The sequence below is a fragment of the Nocardioides sp. genome (genome assembly GCF_036503465.1).
Classification (GTDB): Bacteria; Actinomycetota; Actinomycetes; order Propionibacteriales; family Nocardioidaceae; genus Nocardioides.
Genome location: NZ_DASXWU010000028.1, coordinates 12,375 through 29,029 on the forward strand (window position 1 = coordinate 12,375; position 16,655 = coordinate 29,029).

Below are 16,655 nucleotides of genomic sequence, written 5' to 3' on the forward strand. Positions count from 1 at the left end.
CCAGATGGCACGCAGCAGCTCTCGCCCGGGACGCACCGTCGCGGTGTTCTTCATCGGGCTGGCCGTCGCCTACGGCCTGGTGGCCCTGGTCGGCACCTGGAAGCCGGCGCTCGGGCTCGACCTCGAGGGCGGCACCCAGATCACCCTGATCGCCAACGGGAGCGTCAGCAAGGACAACCTCAACCAGGCCGCGGACATCATCAACGAGCGCGTCAACGGCTCGGGCGTCTCCGAGGCCGAGGTGACCACCCAGGGCAGCAACGAGATCGTCGTCCAGGTGCCAGGACCCACCGGCAACAGCCTGGTGCAGACCGTGCTCCGCCAGGCCCGGCTGCGGTTCCGGCTGGTCGCACAGGTTCCTCAGACGGGACAGCAGGCGCCTCTGCCGTCGGCCTCGCCGTCACAGTCGCCCGGCTCCGGGGTGACCCTGCCGCCCTCCAGCGCGCCCACCACGTCCGGAAAGTCCAGCACGCCGAAGGCCGACTCGACCGGCAAGAACCGCGGACCCGCGCTGCTGGGCACCCAGAAGGACACCAAGAAGAAGGCCAAGCCGAGCTCGTCGCCGACGGCCACCCCCGGAGGGGCACCCCTCTCGACCTCGAAGGTGCACTACACCGAGGCGAACAAGAAGGCGTTCGCGGACGCGCTCACCTGGATGACCAACCCCGACCCGCAGTCGGTGGCCGTCTACAACGCCTACACGTGCCCGTCGAAGACGCCGGTCGTCGACCTCCCGAACATCCCGATCGTGACGTGCGACGCGCAGGGTCAGAAGTACCTGCTCTCGCCCGCACAGATCGAGGGCACCGAGATCTCCTCGGCCTCCGCCAACGCACCCGGCACGACCCAGGGCCAGGTGCAGTGGACGGTCGGCATCCAGCTGAAGAGCCACGGCGCCGACATCCAGCGGCGGCTGTCGCAGGCAATGGCGGGCGACCAGTCGAAGACGTTCGCGATCGTGCTCGACGGCCAGGTGATCTCGGCCCCCTACTTCGAGTCCGTGATCTCCGACGGCACCTCCCAGATCACCGGCAACTTCAGCGAGTCCGAGGCGAAGAGCCTGGCCACCAGCCTGAAGTACGGCGCCCTGCCGATCTCCTTCGACAAGAACAAGACCACGGTCGAGGTGATCGGCCCCTCGCTGGCCGGTGACCAGCTGTCGGCGGGCATCACCGCGGGCATCGCCGGTCTGGCGCTGGTGATGATCTACTGCCTCTTCTACTACCGCGGCCTCGGCCTCGTCGTGATCGCCTCGCTCCTCGTGGCCGGGGGCACGACGTACGCGATGGTGCTGCTGTTGGCCAAGAGCGCCGGGTTCACCCTCACCCTGCCCGGGATCGCCGGCCTGATCGTGGCCGTCGGCATCACCGCCGACTCGTTCATCGTGTTCTTCGAACGCATCCGCGACGAGATGAGATCCGGGAAGTCGATGAGGGTTGCGGTCGAGGCCGGCTGGATCCGCGCCCGGGCGACCTGTGTGGCCGCGGACGCGGTGTCGATCCTGGCCGCAGTCGTCCTCTACATCTTCGCCGCCGGTGTGGTGAAGGGCTTCGCCTTCGCTCTCGGTCTCTCGACGATCATCGACCTCGCGGTGTTCTTCTGGTTCACCAAGCCGATGGTGTCGTGGCTGGCCCGGTTCGCCTTCTTCAACAAGGGCCACAAGCTCTCCGGTCTCGACGCGGAGAACCTCGGCCTCGATCGGCTCCCGGCAGGAGGGAGGGCCTGATGGGCAAGTTCAGCAGGCTCGGAAACGACCTCTACACCGGCCGCAGGTCGATCAACTTCGTCGGCCGGACCCGCATCTGGTACGCGATCTCCGGTCTGATCATCGTCGCGGCGGTGCTCGGGCTCTACTTCAAGGGTCTCAACTTCGGCTTGGAGTTCCGCGGCGGCGCGCAGTTCACCGTCACCATGCCGACGGGACAGGCGACCCAGGACAACGCCGACAAGCTGCGCGACGACGTGGCCGGCACCGGCATCCCGTCGACCCAGCAGGTCGTGGTGACGACCGCAGGCAAGAACAACATCATCGTCGAGACAGAGCCGCTCACGCCGACGGAGTCCAACCAGGTCGCCGCCGCGATCGAGAAGTCGGTCGACGTCAACAAGGCCGCCATCTCCACCGACGAGATCGGGCCCAGCTGGGGCAAGGAGGTCGCCAAACGCTCGGCGACCGGTCTGGTCGTCTTCCTGGTGCTGGTCGTGCTGATGATCTGGGGCTACTTCCGACAATGGAAGATGTCGGTGGCCGCCATGGTGGCGCTGGCGCACGACCTCGTGATCACGGTGGGTATCTATGCCCTGTCCGGGTTCGAGGTGACACCGGCGACGGTCACCGGTGTGCTGACGATCCTCGGCTTCTCGCTCTACGACACCGTCGTGGTCTTCGACAAGGTCCGCGAGAACACCAAGAACCTCCGGGCGAGCCACCAGACGTACGCCGAGGCGGCGAACCTGGCCGTCAACCAGACCCTGGTCCGGTCGATCAACACCTCGATCGTCGCCCTGATCCCGGTCGCCGCGATCCTGTACGTCGGTGCGGTGCAGCTCGGCTCGGGCAGCCTGAAGGACCTGGCGCTCGCCCTGTTCGTCGGCATGGCCGCCGGCGCCTACTCGTCGATCTTCATCGCGACCCCGCTGCTGGCCCACCTGAAGTCGCTCGAGCCCGACGTCCAGGAGCTGGAGAAGCGGCTCAAGGCCCGTCGCCGGCACGAGGTCGACCGCTACGCGTCGGTGCCGGCGTACACCGAGGACATGCCGATCGCCGACGACCCCGACGAGGCCCGGCTGCGGACCGCCCGCGAGGAGCAGACGGCGGCGGCGCGGAGCGGTGGCAACCGTCCGCAGCCCAACACCGAGCCCAGCGGACGCGGACGAGTCGTGCCACCGTCGCGCGGGCCGGTGCGACCCAGCTCGGCCAGCGGCCGCTCACAGCCGACCCGGCGTTCGAAGTCCAAACGGGGCAAGAAGTGACCCAGCCGGCCGCGGCCACCACGTCCGAGCGCGCGGCCGAGGCCCTGCGCCGACTGGTCGTCGACGTTCCGGACTTCCCCGAGGCGGGCGTGGTGTTCAAGGACATCACGCCGGTGCTCGCCGATCCCGACGCCTTCGGGCTCGTCGTCGAGGCGTTGGCGGAGGCGGGGCGCGACGAGTCCGGGCGGAGCGTGGTCGACCACGTCGTCGGCATCGAGGCGCGAGGGTTCATCCTGGCGGCCCCGGTCGCGCTCGCCCTGGGCGCCGGGCTGGTGCCGGTGCGGAAGGCCGGCAAGCTGCCGCGCGCGACGTACGCCGAGTCCTACGCGCTGGAGTACGGGAAGGCGACGCTCGAGATGCACCGGGACGGGCTGGAGCCCGGTCATCGGGTGCTCCTCGTCGACGACGTGCTGGCGACGGGCGGGACGGTCGCCGCCACCAGGCGGCTCGTCGAACACAGTGGTGCCGTCGCTCAGGGGGTGGCGGTGCTGATGGATTTGAGCTTCCTGCCGGGTCGGGAGGCGATCGGCGACCTGCCGCTCACGTCCCTGATGACGGTCTGACTGCCGTTTGGATCGTTCCGTCCTCTCCTAGACTGAACAGATGACGACGGACGGCAGCCTCCCGGTCGCGCGTGAGCGCGCGACCGAGCGCGGGCCGTCCGCGCGCGAACGCGCCGCGGAGCGCCTTCCCTCGCCGCGCGGCATGCGCAACCGGCTGGCCCGGATGGGGGGCGGCCGCAACCAGAACGACCGGCCCGAGCTCGAGCCGTTGATCCGCTCCATCCGCACCAACCACCCGAAGGCCGACCTGGCCCTGATCGAGCGGGCCTACCGCACTGCTGAGCACCTGCACGGCACGCAGATGCGCAAGAGCGGCGACCCCTACATCACCCATCCGCTGGCGGTCGCCACGATCCTGGCCGACATCGGCATGACCGAGCCGACCCTGGTCGCGGCCCTGCTGCACGACACCGTCGAGGACACGCCGTACACGCTGGACGAGCTCCGCACGGACTTCGGCGACGAGGTCGCCCAGCTCGTCGACGGCGTCACCAAGCTGGAGAAGGTCCAGTACGGCGAGAACGCGCAGGCCGAGACGATCCGCAAGATGATCGTGGCGATGGCTCGCGACATCCGGGTGCTCGTGATCAAGCTCGCCGACCGGCTGCACAACATGCGCACGGTCCGCTATGTGAAGCAGTCGACGCAGGAGCGTCAGGCCACGGAGTCGCTGGACATCTACGCGCCGCTGGCGCACCGGCTCGGCATGAACACCATCAAGTGGGAGCTCGAGGACCTCGCGTTCGCGACGCTGCACCCCAAGATCTACGACGAGATCGTGCGGATGGTGGCCGAGCGGGCGCCGTCGCGCGACCAGTTCCTGGCGCAGGTGAAGGAGCGGGTCGAGCTGGACCTCAAGGACGCCAAGGTGAAGGCGACCGTGACCGGCCGACCGAAGCACTACTACTCGATCTACCAGAAGATGATCGTCGGCGGCCGGGAGTTCAGCGACATCTACGACCTGGTCGCGCTGCGGATCCTGGTCGAGGAGGACCGCGACTGCTACTCGGCGCTCGGTGTCCTGCACGCCCGGTGGACGCCGGTGCTGGGCCGGTTCAAGGACTACGTCGCGACGCCGAAGTTCAACATGTACCAGTCCCTGCACACGACCGTGATCGGTCCGCAGGGCAAGCCGGTCGAGATGCAGATCCGCACCCTGGCCATGCACCGGCGGGCCGAGTACGGCGTCGCCTCGCACTGGAAGTACAAGGAGAACCGCCGCAACGGCGTCGACACCGACAAGCTCGGCGACCTCGAGGACATGAACTGGGTCCGCCAGCTGCTCGACTGGCAGAGCGACGTCGAGGACCCCGGCGAGTTCCTGGAGTCGTTGCGCTTCGAGATCAACCGGGCCGAGGTCTACGTGTTCACGCCGCGCGGCGACGTGATCGCGCTGCCGGTGGGGTCCACGCCGGTCGACTTCGCGTACGCCGTGCACACCGAGGTCGGGCACCACACCATCGGCGCGCGCGTCAACGGCCGGCTGGTCCCGCTGGAGTCCACGCTGGACAACTCCGACGTCGTCGAGATCTTCACGTCCAAGGCGCCGACGGCCGGACCCTCACGCGACTGGCTCGGCTTCGTCAAGTCGCAGCGGGCCCGTTCGAAGATCAAGCAGTGGTTCACCAAGGAGCGCCGGGAGGAGGCGATCGACCGCGGCAAGGACCAGATCGCCAAGCTCATGCGCAAGGAGGGGCTGCCGCTCAAGCGGGTGCTCTCCCACGAGTCGCTGACCGAGGCGGCCGTGCACTTCCGGCTGGCCGACGTCTCGGCCCTGTACGCCGCGGTCGGCGAGAACAACCTCAGCGCCCAGGCCGTCGTACGCCGGGTGATCGAGCTGCACGGTGGCGAGGAGGGTGCGCAGGAGGATCTCGCCGAGGGCGTCTCGATCACCGCACCCCGCGGGCGGTCCAAGGTGTCGGCGCCCGGCGACTCCGGCGTCATCGTCAAGGGTGCCCCGGACGTCTGGGTGAAGCTGGCCCGCTGCTGCACGCCCGTCCCGCCGGACGCGATCCTCGGCTTCGTGACCAAGGGCGGTGGCGTCTCCGTGCACCGTCGCGACTGCACCAACGCGGCCGAGCTCCAGCGTCAACCCGAGCGGCTGCTCGACGTCGAATGGGCGCCCACCGCGCACTCGACGTTCCTGGTGAACATCCAGGTCGAGGCGATCGACCGCGCCCGCCTGCTCTCCGACATCACGATGGTGCTCTCGGACGCCCACGTGAACATCCTCAGCGCCACGCTCTCCACCACCCGCGACCGCGTCGCCAAGAGCCGCTTCACGTTCGAGATGGCCGAGGCGAAGCACCTCGACAACGTCCTCCGCGCCGTCCGCGGCGTACCAGGGGTCTTCGACGCCTACCGCGTCACCCAGTGAGCCTCACCCCGAGATAGTACGGATCAGCAGGCCGGTCCACGCCTGCCCAGGAGTGGCCGGGTGATCCGTACTATCCCTGAGGGACGAGCCGCCAACCGTCCACAGGAGGGCCTTGAGGTCGGGTGCTCCACAGAGCTTTCGTTCGAGTCGGCGGGAGCGCCGGCCGTCCACAATCCTCAAGTGAATGGATGGCGAGTGGTCACCGCGATGCGAGCCGCCTGAGAACCTGGTGCCGCCGGTTGCGGTCGACCGCACCGGGCGTCGCGGTCCGACCCGGCAACAAGCCGCTGGGCCGAAGTGGCGGCGTACATCCCAAGGACGCTACGTGCCCGCCAGCGCCGACTCTTCGGTTGTCGAGCAGCGGATCGTGGAGCAGGAGGCACGACTCGGCCGGTACGGCGCGATCAGCGGCTGGGCGGCGCTGCGCTGGCGCGGTGCCTCGTACTTCGACGGGCAGTCGCGATCCGACGGCCGGCTCCTCCCTGTTCCCCTGGCTGTCGGCAAGGAGTGCCTTCGAGCCGACCCCGGGTTCGTCAGGCTGCGCCGCCAACTACCGCTTTGGGAGTGGAGCGTCCACCGGGGTCTGCGCTGCGCAGTGTGGGAGCGCGCGCTGTTCGACGAGATCATCCGCCTCCGTGGTGCCCGAGCGGGCGCGGTGGCCATCGACATGGCCGTGGCAGCAGGACTGGGCACCGTGGGTGAGTTCTGGCTCTACCTCGCCCACGTCGGTCCCCGCAACGGTGTCGTCCTTGCCCGAGAGGCGGCGGGTCTGGCTTGTGGAACGCACTGGTCACCCCAGGAGGCATGGATGTGTCAGTGCTGGTGCTTGGACGCCGGACTGCCCACGCCTCTGTACAACGTCCCGGTGTTCGACCGGCACGGCAACCTGCTCGGCATCCCGGATCTGCTCGACGCCGACGCCGGGGTCGTAGGGGAGTACCAGGGAGCGGTACACCGAGACGCGGCTCAGCACCGCCGAGATGTCGAGCGTGCGGAAAGGTTTCGGGCACACGGTCTCGAGTACTTCGAAGTCGTGGCCGGGCGGATGTACGACGCGGCGACGGTCACCCGCATGCGTGAGGTCAGAGCTCGCGCGAAGTTCCTCCCGAGCGCGGAGCGCGACTGGACTCTCGAGGTTCCAGCCTGGTGGCAGGAGCGACACCCAGACGCGCGCGCCTCGTGACGGCGACGGGTCGGATAGTACGGATCAGCATGCCGGTTCCCCGGGACTTCTGGACTGCCGAGTGATCCGTACTATCCCGGAAGCCGTCTCACGAGTAGTCGGCGGAGGCCTGCTCGGCCATCTCCAGGAAGGCCCGGCGGGAGGCGAGGTTCTCCTCGAGCTCGGTGACCCGCTTCTCGTCACCGGAGGTGCGGGCCTTCTCCAGGTCTGACTCAACCTTGCCGATCGCCTCCTGGAGCTTGGCGACCATGTCGTCGGCACGGGCCGACTTCTCGGGGTCGGTACGACGCCACTTCTCCTCCTCGATGCCCCGGATGGCCTGCTCGACGGCACGCATCCGGTCCTCGAGGGGGCGGATCTGGTCACGGGGCACCTTGCCGATCGCGTCCCAGCGCTCGGAGATGTCACGAACGGCGCGCTTGGCGGCGTCGACGTCGGTGACCGGCACCAGCGCCTCTGCCTCGGCGAGGAGCTTCTCCTTGGCCTCGGCGTTGGCGGCGAACTCGGAGTCCTGGGCCGCCATCGCCTCGTCGCGCGCCCCGAAGAATGTGTCCTGCGCTCCACGGAACCGCTTCCACAGCTCGTCCTCGACGTCGCGCGGGGCCGGCCCGGCGGCCTTCCACTGCCGCATCAGGTCGCGATAGGCCCCGGTCGTCGGACCCCACTCGCGGGAGTTGACCAGCGCCTCGGCCTCCTTGACCAGGCGCTGCTTGACCACCCGCGCCCCCTCGCGCTTCTCGTTCTGCTCGGCGAAGTGCGCCTTGCGGCGCCGGGTGTACGACGTGCGCGCGGTGGAGAAGCGATGCCACAGCTGGTCGTCGGCAGATCGGTCGATGCGCGGCAGGGCCTTCCAGTCGTCGAGCAGCTGCCGGAGCCGGTTGGCGCCGTTGCGCCAGTCGTTGCTCTCTGCGAGCTTCTCGGCCTCCGCGACGAGTCGCTCCTTGGACTCCTTGGCGGCGGCCGCCTTCTCGGCGCGTTCGGCGCGGCGTGCCTGTCGCTGCTGTGAGATCACCGGCAGCAGCGAGTCGAGCCTGCCGACCAGGCTGGTGAGGTCACCCACGGCGGATGCGTCGACGACCTGCGCGCGCAGGCTGCGCACCGACTCGGTCGCCTCGTCCGGGGAGACGACGGCGGCGTTGACGCGCTGCTCGAGCAGGTGCACGCTGCCGGCCAGCTCGTCGTACCGCTTGGCGTAGAAGGCCAGCGCCTCCTCGGGGGACCCCTCGGGGTACTGACCGACCGGTCGTTCCCCGTCGGCGGTACGCACGTAGACCGTTCCGTCCTCGGCGACGCGTCCCCACTCGCTCGTCGTCACTTTCGTTCCTCTTCGGTCCGTCCTCGTCGCTGTGCCGACCTCGGGCATCGCTCCATGCTAGCGAGGGCGTTCCGGGCGCCCGTGCACCGATTCCATCACGGCCGGGAGCGATGGATAGTCTGCCGGGGTGCTGATCGCCGGCTTCCCCGCAGGCTCGTGGGCCGCGAACTGCTACGTCGCCGCAACCGGCCCCGGGACCGAGTGCGTCGTCGTCGACCCGGGTCAGGACGCGGCCGCCGGCATCGCCGACATCGTTCGCGAACACCGGCTCAAGCCGGTCGCGGTGCTGCTCACCCATGGGCACATCGACCACATGTGGTCGGTCACCCCGGTGGCAGGTGCGTACGACGCCACTGCCTGGATCCACCCCTCAGACCGGCATCTCCTGGCCGACCCCATGGCCGGCATCTCCCGCGACACCGCCGCGATGCTGCTCGGTGGCCGCTACGAGTTCACCGAGCCCGACGACGTCGCGGAGCTCGCCGACGGCCAGCGACTCGAGCTCGCCGGGCTCGACGTGGTCGTCGACCACACGCCGGGCCACACCGCCGGGTCGGTCACCTTCCGTACGCCGTATCGCTCGACAGGCTCAGGGCGAGCCGGGGAGGTCGCGGAGGTCATGTTCTCCGGCGACCTGCTCTTCGCCGGTTCCATCGGGCGCACCGACCTGCCGGGTGGCGACCACGCGACCATGCTGGAGACCCTGCGCGGGAAGGTGCTGACGCTGCCCGACGACGTGGCGGTGCTCCCGGGGCACGGGGAGCAGACCTCGATCGGCCACGAGCGCGCCACGAACCCCTTCCTGCTCGATCTCGCTGCCGGCACCGCAGCCGGCACCGTCGGCCGCGTCACCCGAGGACTCTGACCCATGGCCAAGCCCACGCCGCTCAGCGGCTTTCCCGAGCTGCTGCCTGCCGCCCGCGCCGTGGAGCGCGAGGTGATCTCCTCTCTGTCCCGGACCTTCGAGCTGCACGGGTTCGCCAACATCGAGACCCGGGTCGTCGAGCCACTGGAACGGCTGGCGAAGGGCGGCGAGATCGACAAGGAGATCTACGTCCTGCGACGGCTCCAGGCCCCTGATGACGCAGAGAGCGCCGACGAGACCGGCTCCGAACGTCAGCTGGGTCTGCACTTCGACCTCACCGTGCCCTTCGCCCGTTACGTCCTGGAGAACGCCGGTCACCTCGAGTTCCCCTTCCGGCGCTTCCAGATCCAGCCGGCCTGGCGCGGCGAGCGCCCGCAGGAGGGCCGCTACCGCCAGTTCACCCAGGCCGACGTCGACATCGTCGGCAAGGACGCCCTCCCGTTCCACCACGACGTCGAGGTGATGCGGGTGATGGTGCGGGCCCTCGGGTCCCTACCGCTGCCGCCCCTGTCGTTCCAGGTGAACAACCGCAAGCTGATCCAGGGCTTCTACCGCGGGCTCGGCATCCCCGACGTCACGGCCGCGATCCGGCAGATCGACAAGCTCGACAAGCTGCCGCCCGAGACCGTCGCCGAGCTCCTCGTCGAGCACGCCGGCGCCACACCCGAGCAGGCGGACCGCTGTCTCGAGCTGGCCACCATCCGCGTGTCGGACCCGACCCTGGTCCAGCGCGTCCAGGCACTCGGCGTCGTCGACGAGCTGCTGAGCCGCGGGCTGGCGGAGCTGGCGTCGGTCCTGGAGGGCTGCGCCGACGCGGTCAAGGCGAGCGACGGCCGGGTGAGCGTCGAGGCGAACCTGCGCATCGCCCGGGGCCTCGACTACTACACGGGCACCGTCGTCGAGATCTACATGGAGGGCTACGAGCGGCTGAAGGCCGTCGGAGGCGGGGGGCGGTACGACGCTCTCGCCGACGACGGGCGCACGACGTACCCCGGCGTGGGCGTCTCCTTCGGGATCTCCCGCACCCTGCTGCCCCTGCTCGCCGACGGGGTCCTCGAGGGCAGCCGGGCCGTGCCCAGCGTTGTCCTGGTCGCGCTGGCCGACGAGGAGAGCCGTCCCGCCGCCGAGATGCTCGCCGACCGGCTGCGGAGCCGCGACATCGCGGCCGAGGTCGCCGCGAGCCCGCAGAAGTACGGCCGCCAGATCCGGTACGCCGAGCGGCGCGGCATCCCCTTCGTCTGGTTCCCGGCGACCGAGCACGGGGAGTCCGACCAGGTCAAGGACATCCGGTCGGGCGAGCAGGTCGACGCCGACGCCGCGACGTGGGGCCCCGCGGAGGAGGACCTGAGACCCGGCATGGTGGTCTCGACAAGCTCGACCGACGAGCCCGGCTCGATCGACGAGAGGCAGGAAGCGTGATCCGCACCCACGACGCCGGAACCCTCACCGCCGCCGACGAGGGGACGCGGGTGACCCTCGCCGGATGGGTGGCGAGGCGACGAGACCATGGGGGAGTGGCCTTCATCGACCTGCGCGAGGCGAGCGGGGTCGCCCAGGTCGTGATCCGCGACGAGGCGGTGGCGCACAGTCTCCGCAGCGAGTACTGCCTCAAGGTGACCGGGACCGTGCAGAGGCGGCCCGAGGGCAACGCCAACCCCCACCTCGCGTCGGGCGAGATCGAGGTGATCGCCGACGACGTGGAGGTGCTCAGCCCGAGCGCCGTGCTGCCGTTCCCCATCGACGACGCCGGCTCACAGAAGGGCGGCGATGTGGGTGAAGAGGCGCGGCTGCGCCATCGCTACCTCGATCTGCGACGGAGCGGCCCCGCGTCCGCGATCCGTCTGCGCAGCCGGGTCAACAAGGCGGCCCGCGACGTCCTCGACGAGCACGGCTTCGTCGAGATCGAGACCCCGACGCTGACCAGGTCGACGCCCGAGGGCGCGCGCGACTTCCTGGTCCCGGCCCGGCTCCAGCCGGGGAGCTGGTACGCCCTGCCGCAGAGCCCCCAGCTGTTCAAGCAGCTGCTGATGGTCGCCGGCATGGAGCGCTACTACCAGATCGCCCGTTGCTACCGGGACGAGGACTTCCGCGCAGACCGCCAGCCCGAGTTCACCCAGCTCGACATCGAGATGAGCTTCGTCGACCAGGACGACCTCCTCGCGGTCGCCGAGGACGTGCTCGTGGCGCTCTGGAAGCTGATCGGGTACGACGTGCCCACGCCGCTGCCCCGGATGACCTACGTCGAGGCGATGGCGAGGTTCGGCACCGACAAGCCCGACCTGCGGATGGGTCAGGAGCTCGTCGACTGCACGGCGTACTTCGCCGACACCGGCTTCCGCGTCTTCCAGGCGCCGTACGTCGGGGCCGTGGTGATGCCCGGCGGCGCTGACCAGCCGCGCCGACAGTTCGACGCGTGGCAGGAGTGGGCCAAGCAACGCGGAGCCCGCGGCCTGGCCTACGTGACGATCGGCGAGGACGGCGAGCTCGGCGGCCCGGTCGCGAAGAACCTCACCGACGAGGAGCGTGCGGGCCTGGCCGAGCACACGGGTGCGAAGAACGGTGACTGTGTCTTCTTCGCCGCCGGCCCGGTCAAGCCGAGCCGTGCCCTGCTCGGGGCCGCCCGCCTCGAGATCGGGCGCCGCTGCGGTCTGATCGACGAGGACGCCTGGAGGCTCCTCTGGGTGGTCGACGCACCGCTCTTCGAGCCCGCCGACGAGGCGACGGCTGCCGGAGATGTCGCCGTGGGCAGCGGCGCGTGGACGGCGGTCCACCACGCCTTCACGTCGCCACAGGACCTCGAGCGCTTCGACCAGGACCCGGGCAGCGCCCTGGCGTGGGCCTACGACATCGTCTGCAACGGCAACGAGATCGGCGGTGGTTCCATCCGTATCCACCGCGCTGACATCCAGAGACGGGTGTTCGCGGTGATGGGGCTCGGGGAGGACGAGGCGCAGGAGAAGTTCGGGTTCCTGCTGGACGCCTTCGCCTACGGCGCGCCCCCGCACGGTGGCATCGCCTTCGGCTGGGACCGGATCGTGGCCCTGCTGTCCCGCTCGGAGTCGATCCGCGACGTGATCGCCTTCCCGAAGAGCGGCGGCGGGTACGACCCCCTCACCGGCGCACCGGCGCCGATCACCGCCGAGCAACGCCGGGAGGCCGGTGTGGACGCTCCGTTGGAACGGTCCAAATCCCGAGACTGAATCGTTACCTCGTGGGGCGTAGAAATCACTTGACCGTCATCTAGAGTCCATCCCGGTCCAGATGCCGTGACCTGCCTCACCCGGCTGCGAGCGCGCTGGGCAGCGGCCACGGACGAACTTCTTGGCACATGAGAGGACGAGCATGGGCATCAGTGCGACTGAACTCGGTGAGGTCGAAGTCCAGACCGGCGCCGACCAGGAACCTGAAGGCAAGAAGCTCGCCGGCCGCTCTCCGACCCAGATCGCACTCGACCGGCTCCGCCGCGACCGGATGGCCGTGATCTGCACCGTCATCACCGCACTGCTGATCCTGGCGGCACTCCTGGCGCCGGTCATCAGCAACATCATGAACATCTACCCGACGGCCGACAAGCTGCCGTACGAGCCGTTCGACGTGCTGGACTTCAGCGGCAACCAGATGCCCCTGCACGGTCCGCCCGACCACGGCTTCTGGGCGGCACACCCGCTCGGCCTCGCCCCGGCAACGGGCGTGGACAACCTCTCCCGGCTGCTCTACGGACTGCGCACCGATCTCCTGATCGCCTCCGTCGCGACGGTCCTCAGCATCGTCACCGGTGTCGTGCTCGGCCTGGTCGCCGGCTTCTCGCGAGGCTGGCTCGACCGGATCATCATGTTCGTCACCGACCTGTTCCTCTCCTTCCCCTTCCTGCTCGGTGCCCTGGCGATGGCGCCGATCATCGTCGAGCGCTTCGGCAAGGGCGACAACCTCGGCCGGCTCGCCAAGGCCCAGCTGATCGCGCTGATCATCATCCTGACCATCTTCGGCTGGATGGGCCTGTGCCGCCTGATCCGAGGCCAGGTGCTGTCCCTCCGCGAGAGAGAGTTCGTCCAGGCGGCCCAGGTCATGGGTGTCCCGACCCGGCGCATCCTGTTCAAGGAGCTGCTCCCGAACCTCGTCGCCCCGATCGTCGTCGCGACCTCCCTGGCCCTGCCCGGCCTGGTCACGGCGGAGGCGGGCCTGTCGTTCCTCGGCATCGGCATCACCGGGTATCCATCGCTCGGTCAGACCATCGCGGACGCCCAGATCTACTGGCAGACGTATCCCTTGTACCTCTGGGCGCCGGTCATGACGATCACCATCCTGGTGGTCGCGCTCAACCTCCTCGGCGACTCGATCCGAGACGCCTTCGACCCCCGAACTCGCCGGTGATCGGTTCACCGGGAGAAATGCAATAACCACGGAAAGGGTGGGCTATGCGGTTCAAATCACCGTTGATTGCCATCTCCGCGGTCGGTCTGTTGGCCCTGAGCGCCTGTGGCGGCTCCGGGTCATCGAGCGGCAACGCGGGAGACAACACGCAGGACAACACCAAGCTGGGTGACACCGGTAACGGCCAGGACGCCACCGCCAAGGGCCCGGTGACCATCGCCGGCGCCAAGAAGGGCGGCACCGTCACGGTCCTGACCCTGAACGGTCTGACCACGACCATCGACCCCAGCGAGATCTACTACACCGACACCGACTCGATCTTCACGGGTCTGATCGGCCGCTCGCTGACGCAGTACCGGTACAACCCGGACACCAAGCAGATGGTGCTCGTGCCCGACCTGGCCACCGACCTCGGTCAGCACAACGACAACTACACCCAGTGGAAGTTCACCATCCGCTCCGGTGTGAAGTGGGGCGAGAACGGCCAGCCCGTGACCGCCAAGGAAGTCGCCTGGGGCATGACGCGGTGCATGGACGTCGCGACCTTCCCGACCGGGGCCTGCGGCTACTACTCGAACGTGTACTTCAAGGGCGGCTCGACCTACAAGGGCCCCTACACCGAGAAGCAGAAGCCGGGCACGATCTTCAGTGGCATCAAGGTCAACGGCAACACGATCACGATCAACATGTCCAAGCCCTTCCCGGACATGCCGTACTGGGGCACCTTCCCGGCCAACGGTCCCGTGCCGACCGACCCGAAGGTCTCTGACCCGAAGGCCTACAAGAAGCACCCGTGGTCGACCGGCCCGTACATGATCAAGTCCTTCAGCCCGGCCAAGGAGCTGGTCCTGGAGAAGAACCCGTACTGGAGCGCGAGCACCGATCCGGCCCGCACGCAGTACCCCGACGGGTACGACTTCAAGCTGCAGACCCAGTCGGAGAAGATCGACCAGATCCTGCTGGCCGACTCCGGTAGCGGGCAGACCACGCTGACCTACGACGACCTGCTCGCCCCCGACTTCCAGCAGCTGAAGCAGAAGGACCCGAGCCGGCTGACGCTGGGTGGCTCCCCGTGCACCTACTACTGGGCTCCCGACAACCGGAAGATCACCAACAAGAAGGTGCGTGAGGCTCTGTCCTGGGCCTACCCGTACAAGAACATCATCCTCGCGGGTGGTCTGATCCCGAACGTGAACGCGATCCCGGCGACCAACCTGATGCCTCCGGGCCTGCCCGGCCGCACGCCGTACAACGTGACCGGCCGCCAGGGCTTCGACACCGACCCGGCCAAGGCGAAGGCGCTGCTGAAGTCGGCCAACGCCCTCGGGTTCGAGATCAAGTTCCTGTTCCGCACCGACGACCCGATCAACGTGAAGTCGAAGGACGCCACCGTGAAGGCGCTGACCGAGGCCGGCTTCAAGGCCACCCCGGTGCCGACCACGACGGCCAACTACGCGGCTGCACGTGACAACACCGAAGAGGACATCAACGTCCGCTCGGCGGGTTGGTGCTCTGACTGGCCGTCCGGCTCGACCTGGCTGCCCACCCTGTTCGCGAACACGAACCCGGACAAGACCCACTCGTTCGGTACGAACTACTCGACGTTCACGAACAAGGCTGTTCAGAACCAGATGGACGCCATCCAGAAGATGCCTCTGGCTGACCAGGCCGACGCCTGGAACCAGCTGGACCACACGATCGCCCAGAAGTACTTCCCGCTGTTCACGACGTACTACACGGGCATCGCTCAGGCTCACGGCTCGAAGATCGAAGGCGACTTCGACGACAACACCGTGGGCATGCCGACCTGGAAGAACATCTGGATCAACCAGTGACCCAGTGACCCGACAGGTCGACTAGTCGGTCCTCGGACCGACGGAGTCATCCGGGTGGTGGGGTACGGCGCCCGCCGTACCCCACCACCCACCACCACCCGACAGCTAGGAAGCCAGGGATGACGGGATTCATCGTTCGTCGACTGCTCAGCTCGATCCTCGTGATCATCTTGACCTCGATGTTCGTGTTCGTGCTGTTCTTCAAGGGCATGGGGGACGCGCCTGCCAGGAACTACTGCGAGAAGCTCGGTCCCGGCAAGTGCTCGGCACAGAAGCTCGACTCCATCCGGCACCAGTACGGCTACGACAAGTCGATCATCGCCAACTACGGCACCTGGGCGAAGGGGATCTTCGTCGGCCGTGACAAGGTCTACGACGACGGCAAGTACTACAAGTGCCCCGCGCCCTGCCTCGGCATCTCCATCAACACCAGCAACCCGGTGTGGCAGGACCTGAAGCAGAAGTACCCGGCCACCGCGACGCTCGCCGTCGGCGGTTCGCTCATCTACCTCACCGTCGGCGTGATCATCGGTGCCTTCGCCGCACGATGGCGTGGCACGACCGCCGACCGACTACTCGTGGGCGGGACTCTGGTCGTCTCCTCGATCCCGTACTACGTGATCGCGCTGCTCGCCTGGATCTATCTGTCCCTGCAGCTCAAGATCTTCCCCACGACCAGCTACTACCCGATCACGAAGAACCCGGCCAAGACGGTCGCGGAGATGGCGCTGCCGTGGCTGGTCATCGGGTTGACCTACTGCACGGCGTACGCGCGGTTCACGCGTGGTCAGATGGTGGAGACCCTGGGTGAGGACTACATCCGGACCGCGCAGGCCAAGGGCGTGCGCACGGGCACGGTGCTGTTCAAGCACGCCTTGCGCGCCGCGATCGTCCCCGTGATCACGATCTTCGGTCTCGACTTCGCCACGCTGCTGGCGGGCACGGTCTTCACCGAGCAGATCTTCGGCATCGACGGCATCGGCCACTGGGGTCTGCAGGCGCTGTCGACACCGATCGACATCAACGTGATCAGCGCGACGGTGCTGGTGGCCGCGGTCTCCATCGTCATCGCCAACCTGCTGGTCGACATCCTCTACAGCTTCCTCGATCCGCGGGTGAGCATCGCCTGACGGGCGCCTTCCCCGCCCGCCTTCCGTCTCCCACGAAAGAGTC

At 68.4% G+C, this 16,655-nt stretch carries 12 protein-coding genes; 11 read left to right on the forward strand and 1 reads right to left on the reverse strand.

The window, feature by feature from the left end:
* The first annotated feature begins 4 nt into the window (after positions 1–4).
* The 5 genes from secD to VGK78_RS04315 all read left to right on the forward strand — a co-directional run bounded on the left by secD (position 5) and on the right by VGK78_RS04315 (position 7,096).
* On the forward strand, positions 5–1,726 hold the full coding sequence (gene secD / locus VGK78_RS04295; RefSeq protein WP_331526151.1) for a protein translocase subunit SecD: 1,722 nt from the start codon (positions 5–7) through the stop codon (positions 1,724–1,726).
* Complete coding sequence (gene secF, locus VGK78_RS04300) at positions 1,726–2,973, forward strand: protein translocase subunit SecF (RefSeq protein WP_331526152.1); 1,248 nt, start codon at positions 1,726–1,728, stop codon at positions 2,971–2,973. Before secD ends, secF begins: the two co-directional genes overlap by 1 nt.
* Positions 2,970–3,536 (forward strand): adenine phosphoribosyltransferase, encoded by a 567-nt coding sequence (locus tag VGK78_RS04305; protein ID WP_331526153.1) that lies wholly within the window; start codon positions 2,970–2,972, stop codon positions 3,534–3,536. Before secF ends, VGK78_RS04305 begins: the two co-directional genes overlap by 4 nt.
* A 142-nt stretch (positions 3,537–3,678) precedes the next feature.
* Positions 3,679–5,913: a bifunctional (p)ppGpp synthetase/guanosine-3',5'-bis(diphosphate) 3'-pyrophosphohydrolase gene (locus tag VGK78_RS04310; RefSeq protein WP_331526255.1), complete on the forward strand. Its 2,235-nt coding sequence runs from the start codon at positions 3,679–3,681 to the stop codon at positions 5,911–5,913.
* Positions 5,914–6,238: 325 nt separating this feature from the next.
* Positions 6,239–7,096, forward strand: a complete 858-nt coding sequence (locus tag VGK78_RS04315) for a hypothetical protein (protein WP_331526155.1) — start codon at positions 6,239–6,241, stop codon at positions 7,094–7,096.
* Between the two features lie 88 nt (positions 7,097–7,184).
* Here VGK78_RS04315 and VGK78_RS04320 read toward each other — a convergent pair whose 3' ends face one another.
* Positions 7,185–8,411 carry a DUF349 domain-containing protein gene (locus VGK78_RS04320; RefSeq protein ID WP_331526156.1) on the reverse strand — a complete coding sequence of 409 codons (1,227 nt, stop codon included), beginning with the start codon at positions 8,409–8,411 and terminating at the stop codon, positions 7,185–7,187.
* A 127-nt stretch (positions 8,412–8,538) separates the two neighbouring features.
* Between VGK78_RS04320 and VGK78_RS04325 the strand changes: the two genes are divergently transcribed.
* The 6 genes from VGK78_RS04325 (at position 8,539) to VGK78_RS04350 (ending at position 16,612) form a co-directional block, all read left to right on the forward strand.
* Positions 8,539–9,276, forward strand: a complete 738-nt coding sequence (locus tag VGK78_RS04325; RefSeq protein ID WP_331526157.1) for an MBL fold metallo-hydrolase — start codon at positions 8,539–8,541, stop codon at positions 9,274–9,276.
* Between the two features lie 3 nt (positions 9,277–9,279).
* A complete protein-coding gene (gene hisS, locus VGK78_RS04330; RefSeq protein WP_331526158.1) occupies positions 9,280–10,695 on the forward strand; it encodes a histidine--tRNA ligase in 1,416 nt (471 codons plus the stop codon).
* Entirely contained in the window at positions 10,692–12,476 is a 1,785-nt protein-coding gene (gene aspS, locus VGK78_RS04335) for an aspartate--tRNA ligase (RefSeq protein ID WP_331526159.1), read from the forward strand. The genes hisS and aspS overlap by 4 nt, the downstream gene beginning before the upstream one ends.
* 142 nt (positions 12,477–12,618) lie before the next feature.
* Positions 12,619–13,647, forward strand: a complete 1,029-nt coding sequence (locus tag VGK78_RS04340; protein ID WP_331526161.1) for an ABC transporter permease — start codon at positions 12,619–12,621, stop codon at positions 13,645–13,647.
* A 62-nt stretch (positions 13,648–13,709) separates the two neighbouring features.
* A complete protein-coding gene (locus VGK78_RS04345) occupies positions 13,710–15,482 on the forward strand; it encodes an ABC transporter substrate-binding protein (RefSeq protein WP_331526162.1) in 1,773 nt (590 codons plus the stop codon).
* A 119-nt stretch (positions 15,483–15,601) separates the two neighbouring features.
* On the forward strand, positions 15,602–16,612 hold the full coding sequence (locus VGK78_RS04350; protein ID WP_331526164.1) for an ABC transporter permease: 1,011 nt from the start codon (positions 15,602–15,604) through the stop codon (positions 16,610–16,612).
* Positions 16,613–16,655 lie beyond the last annotated feature (43 nt).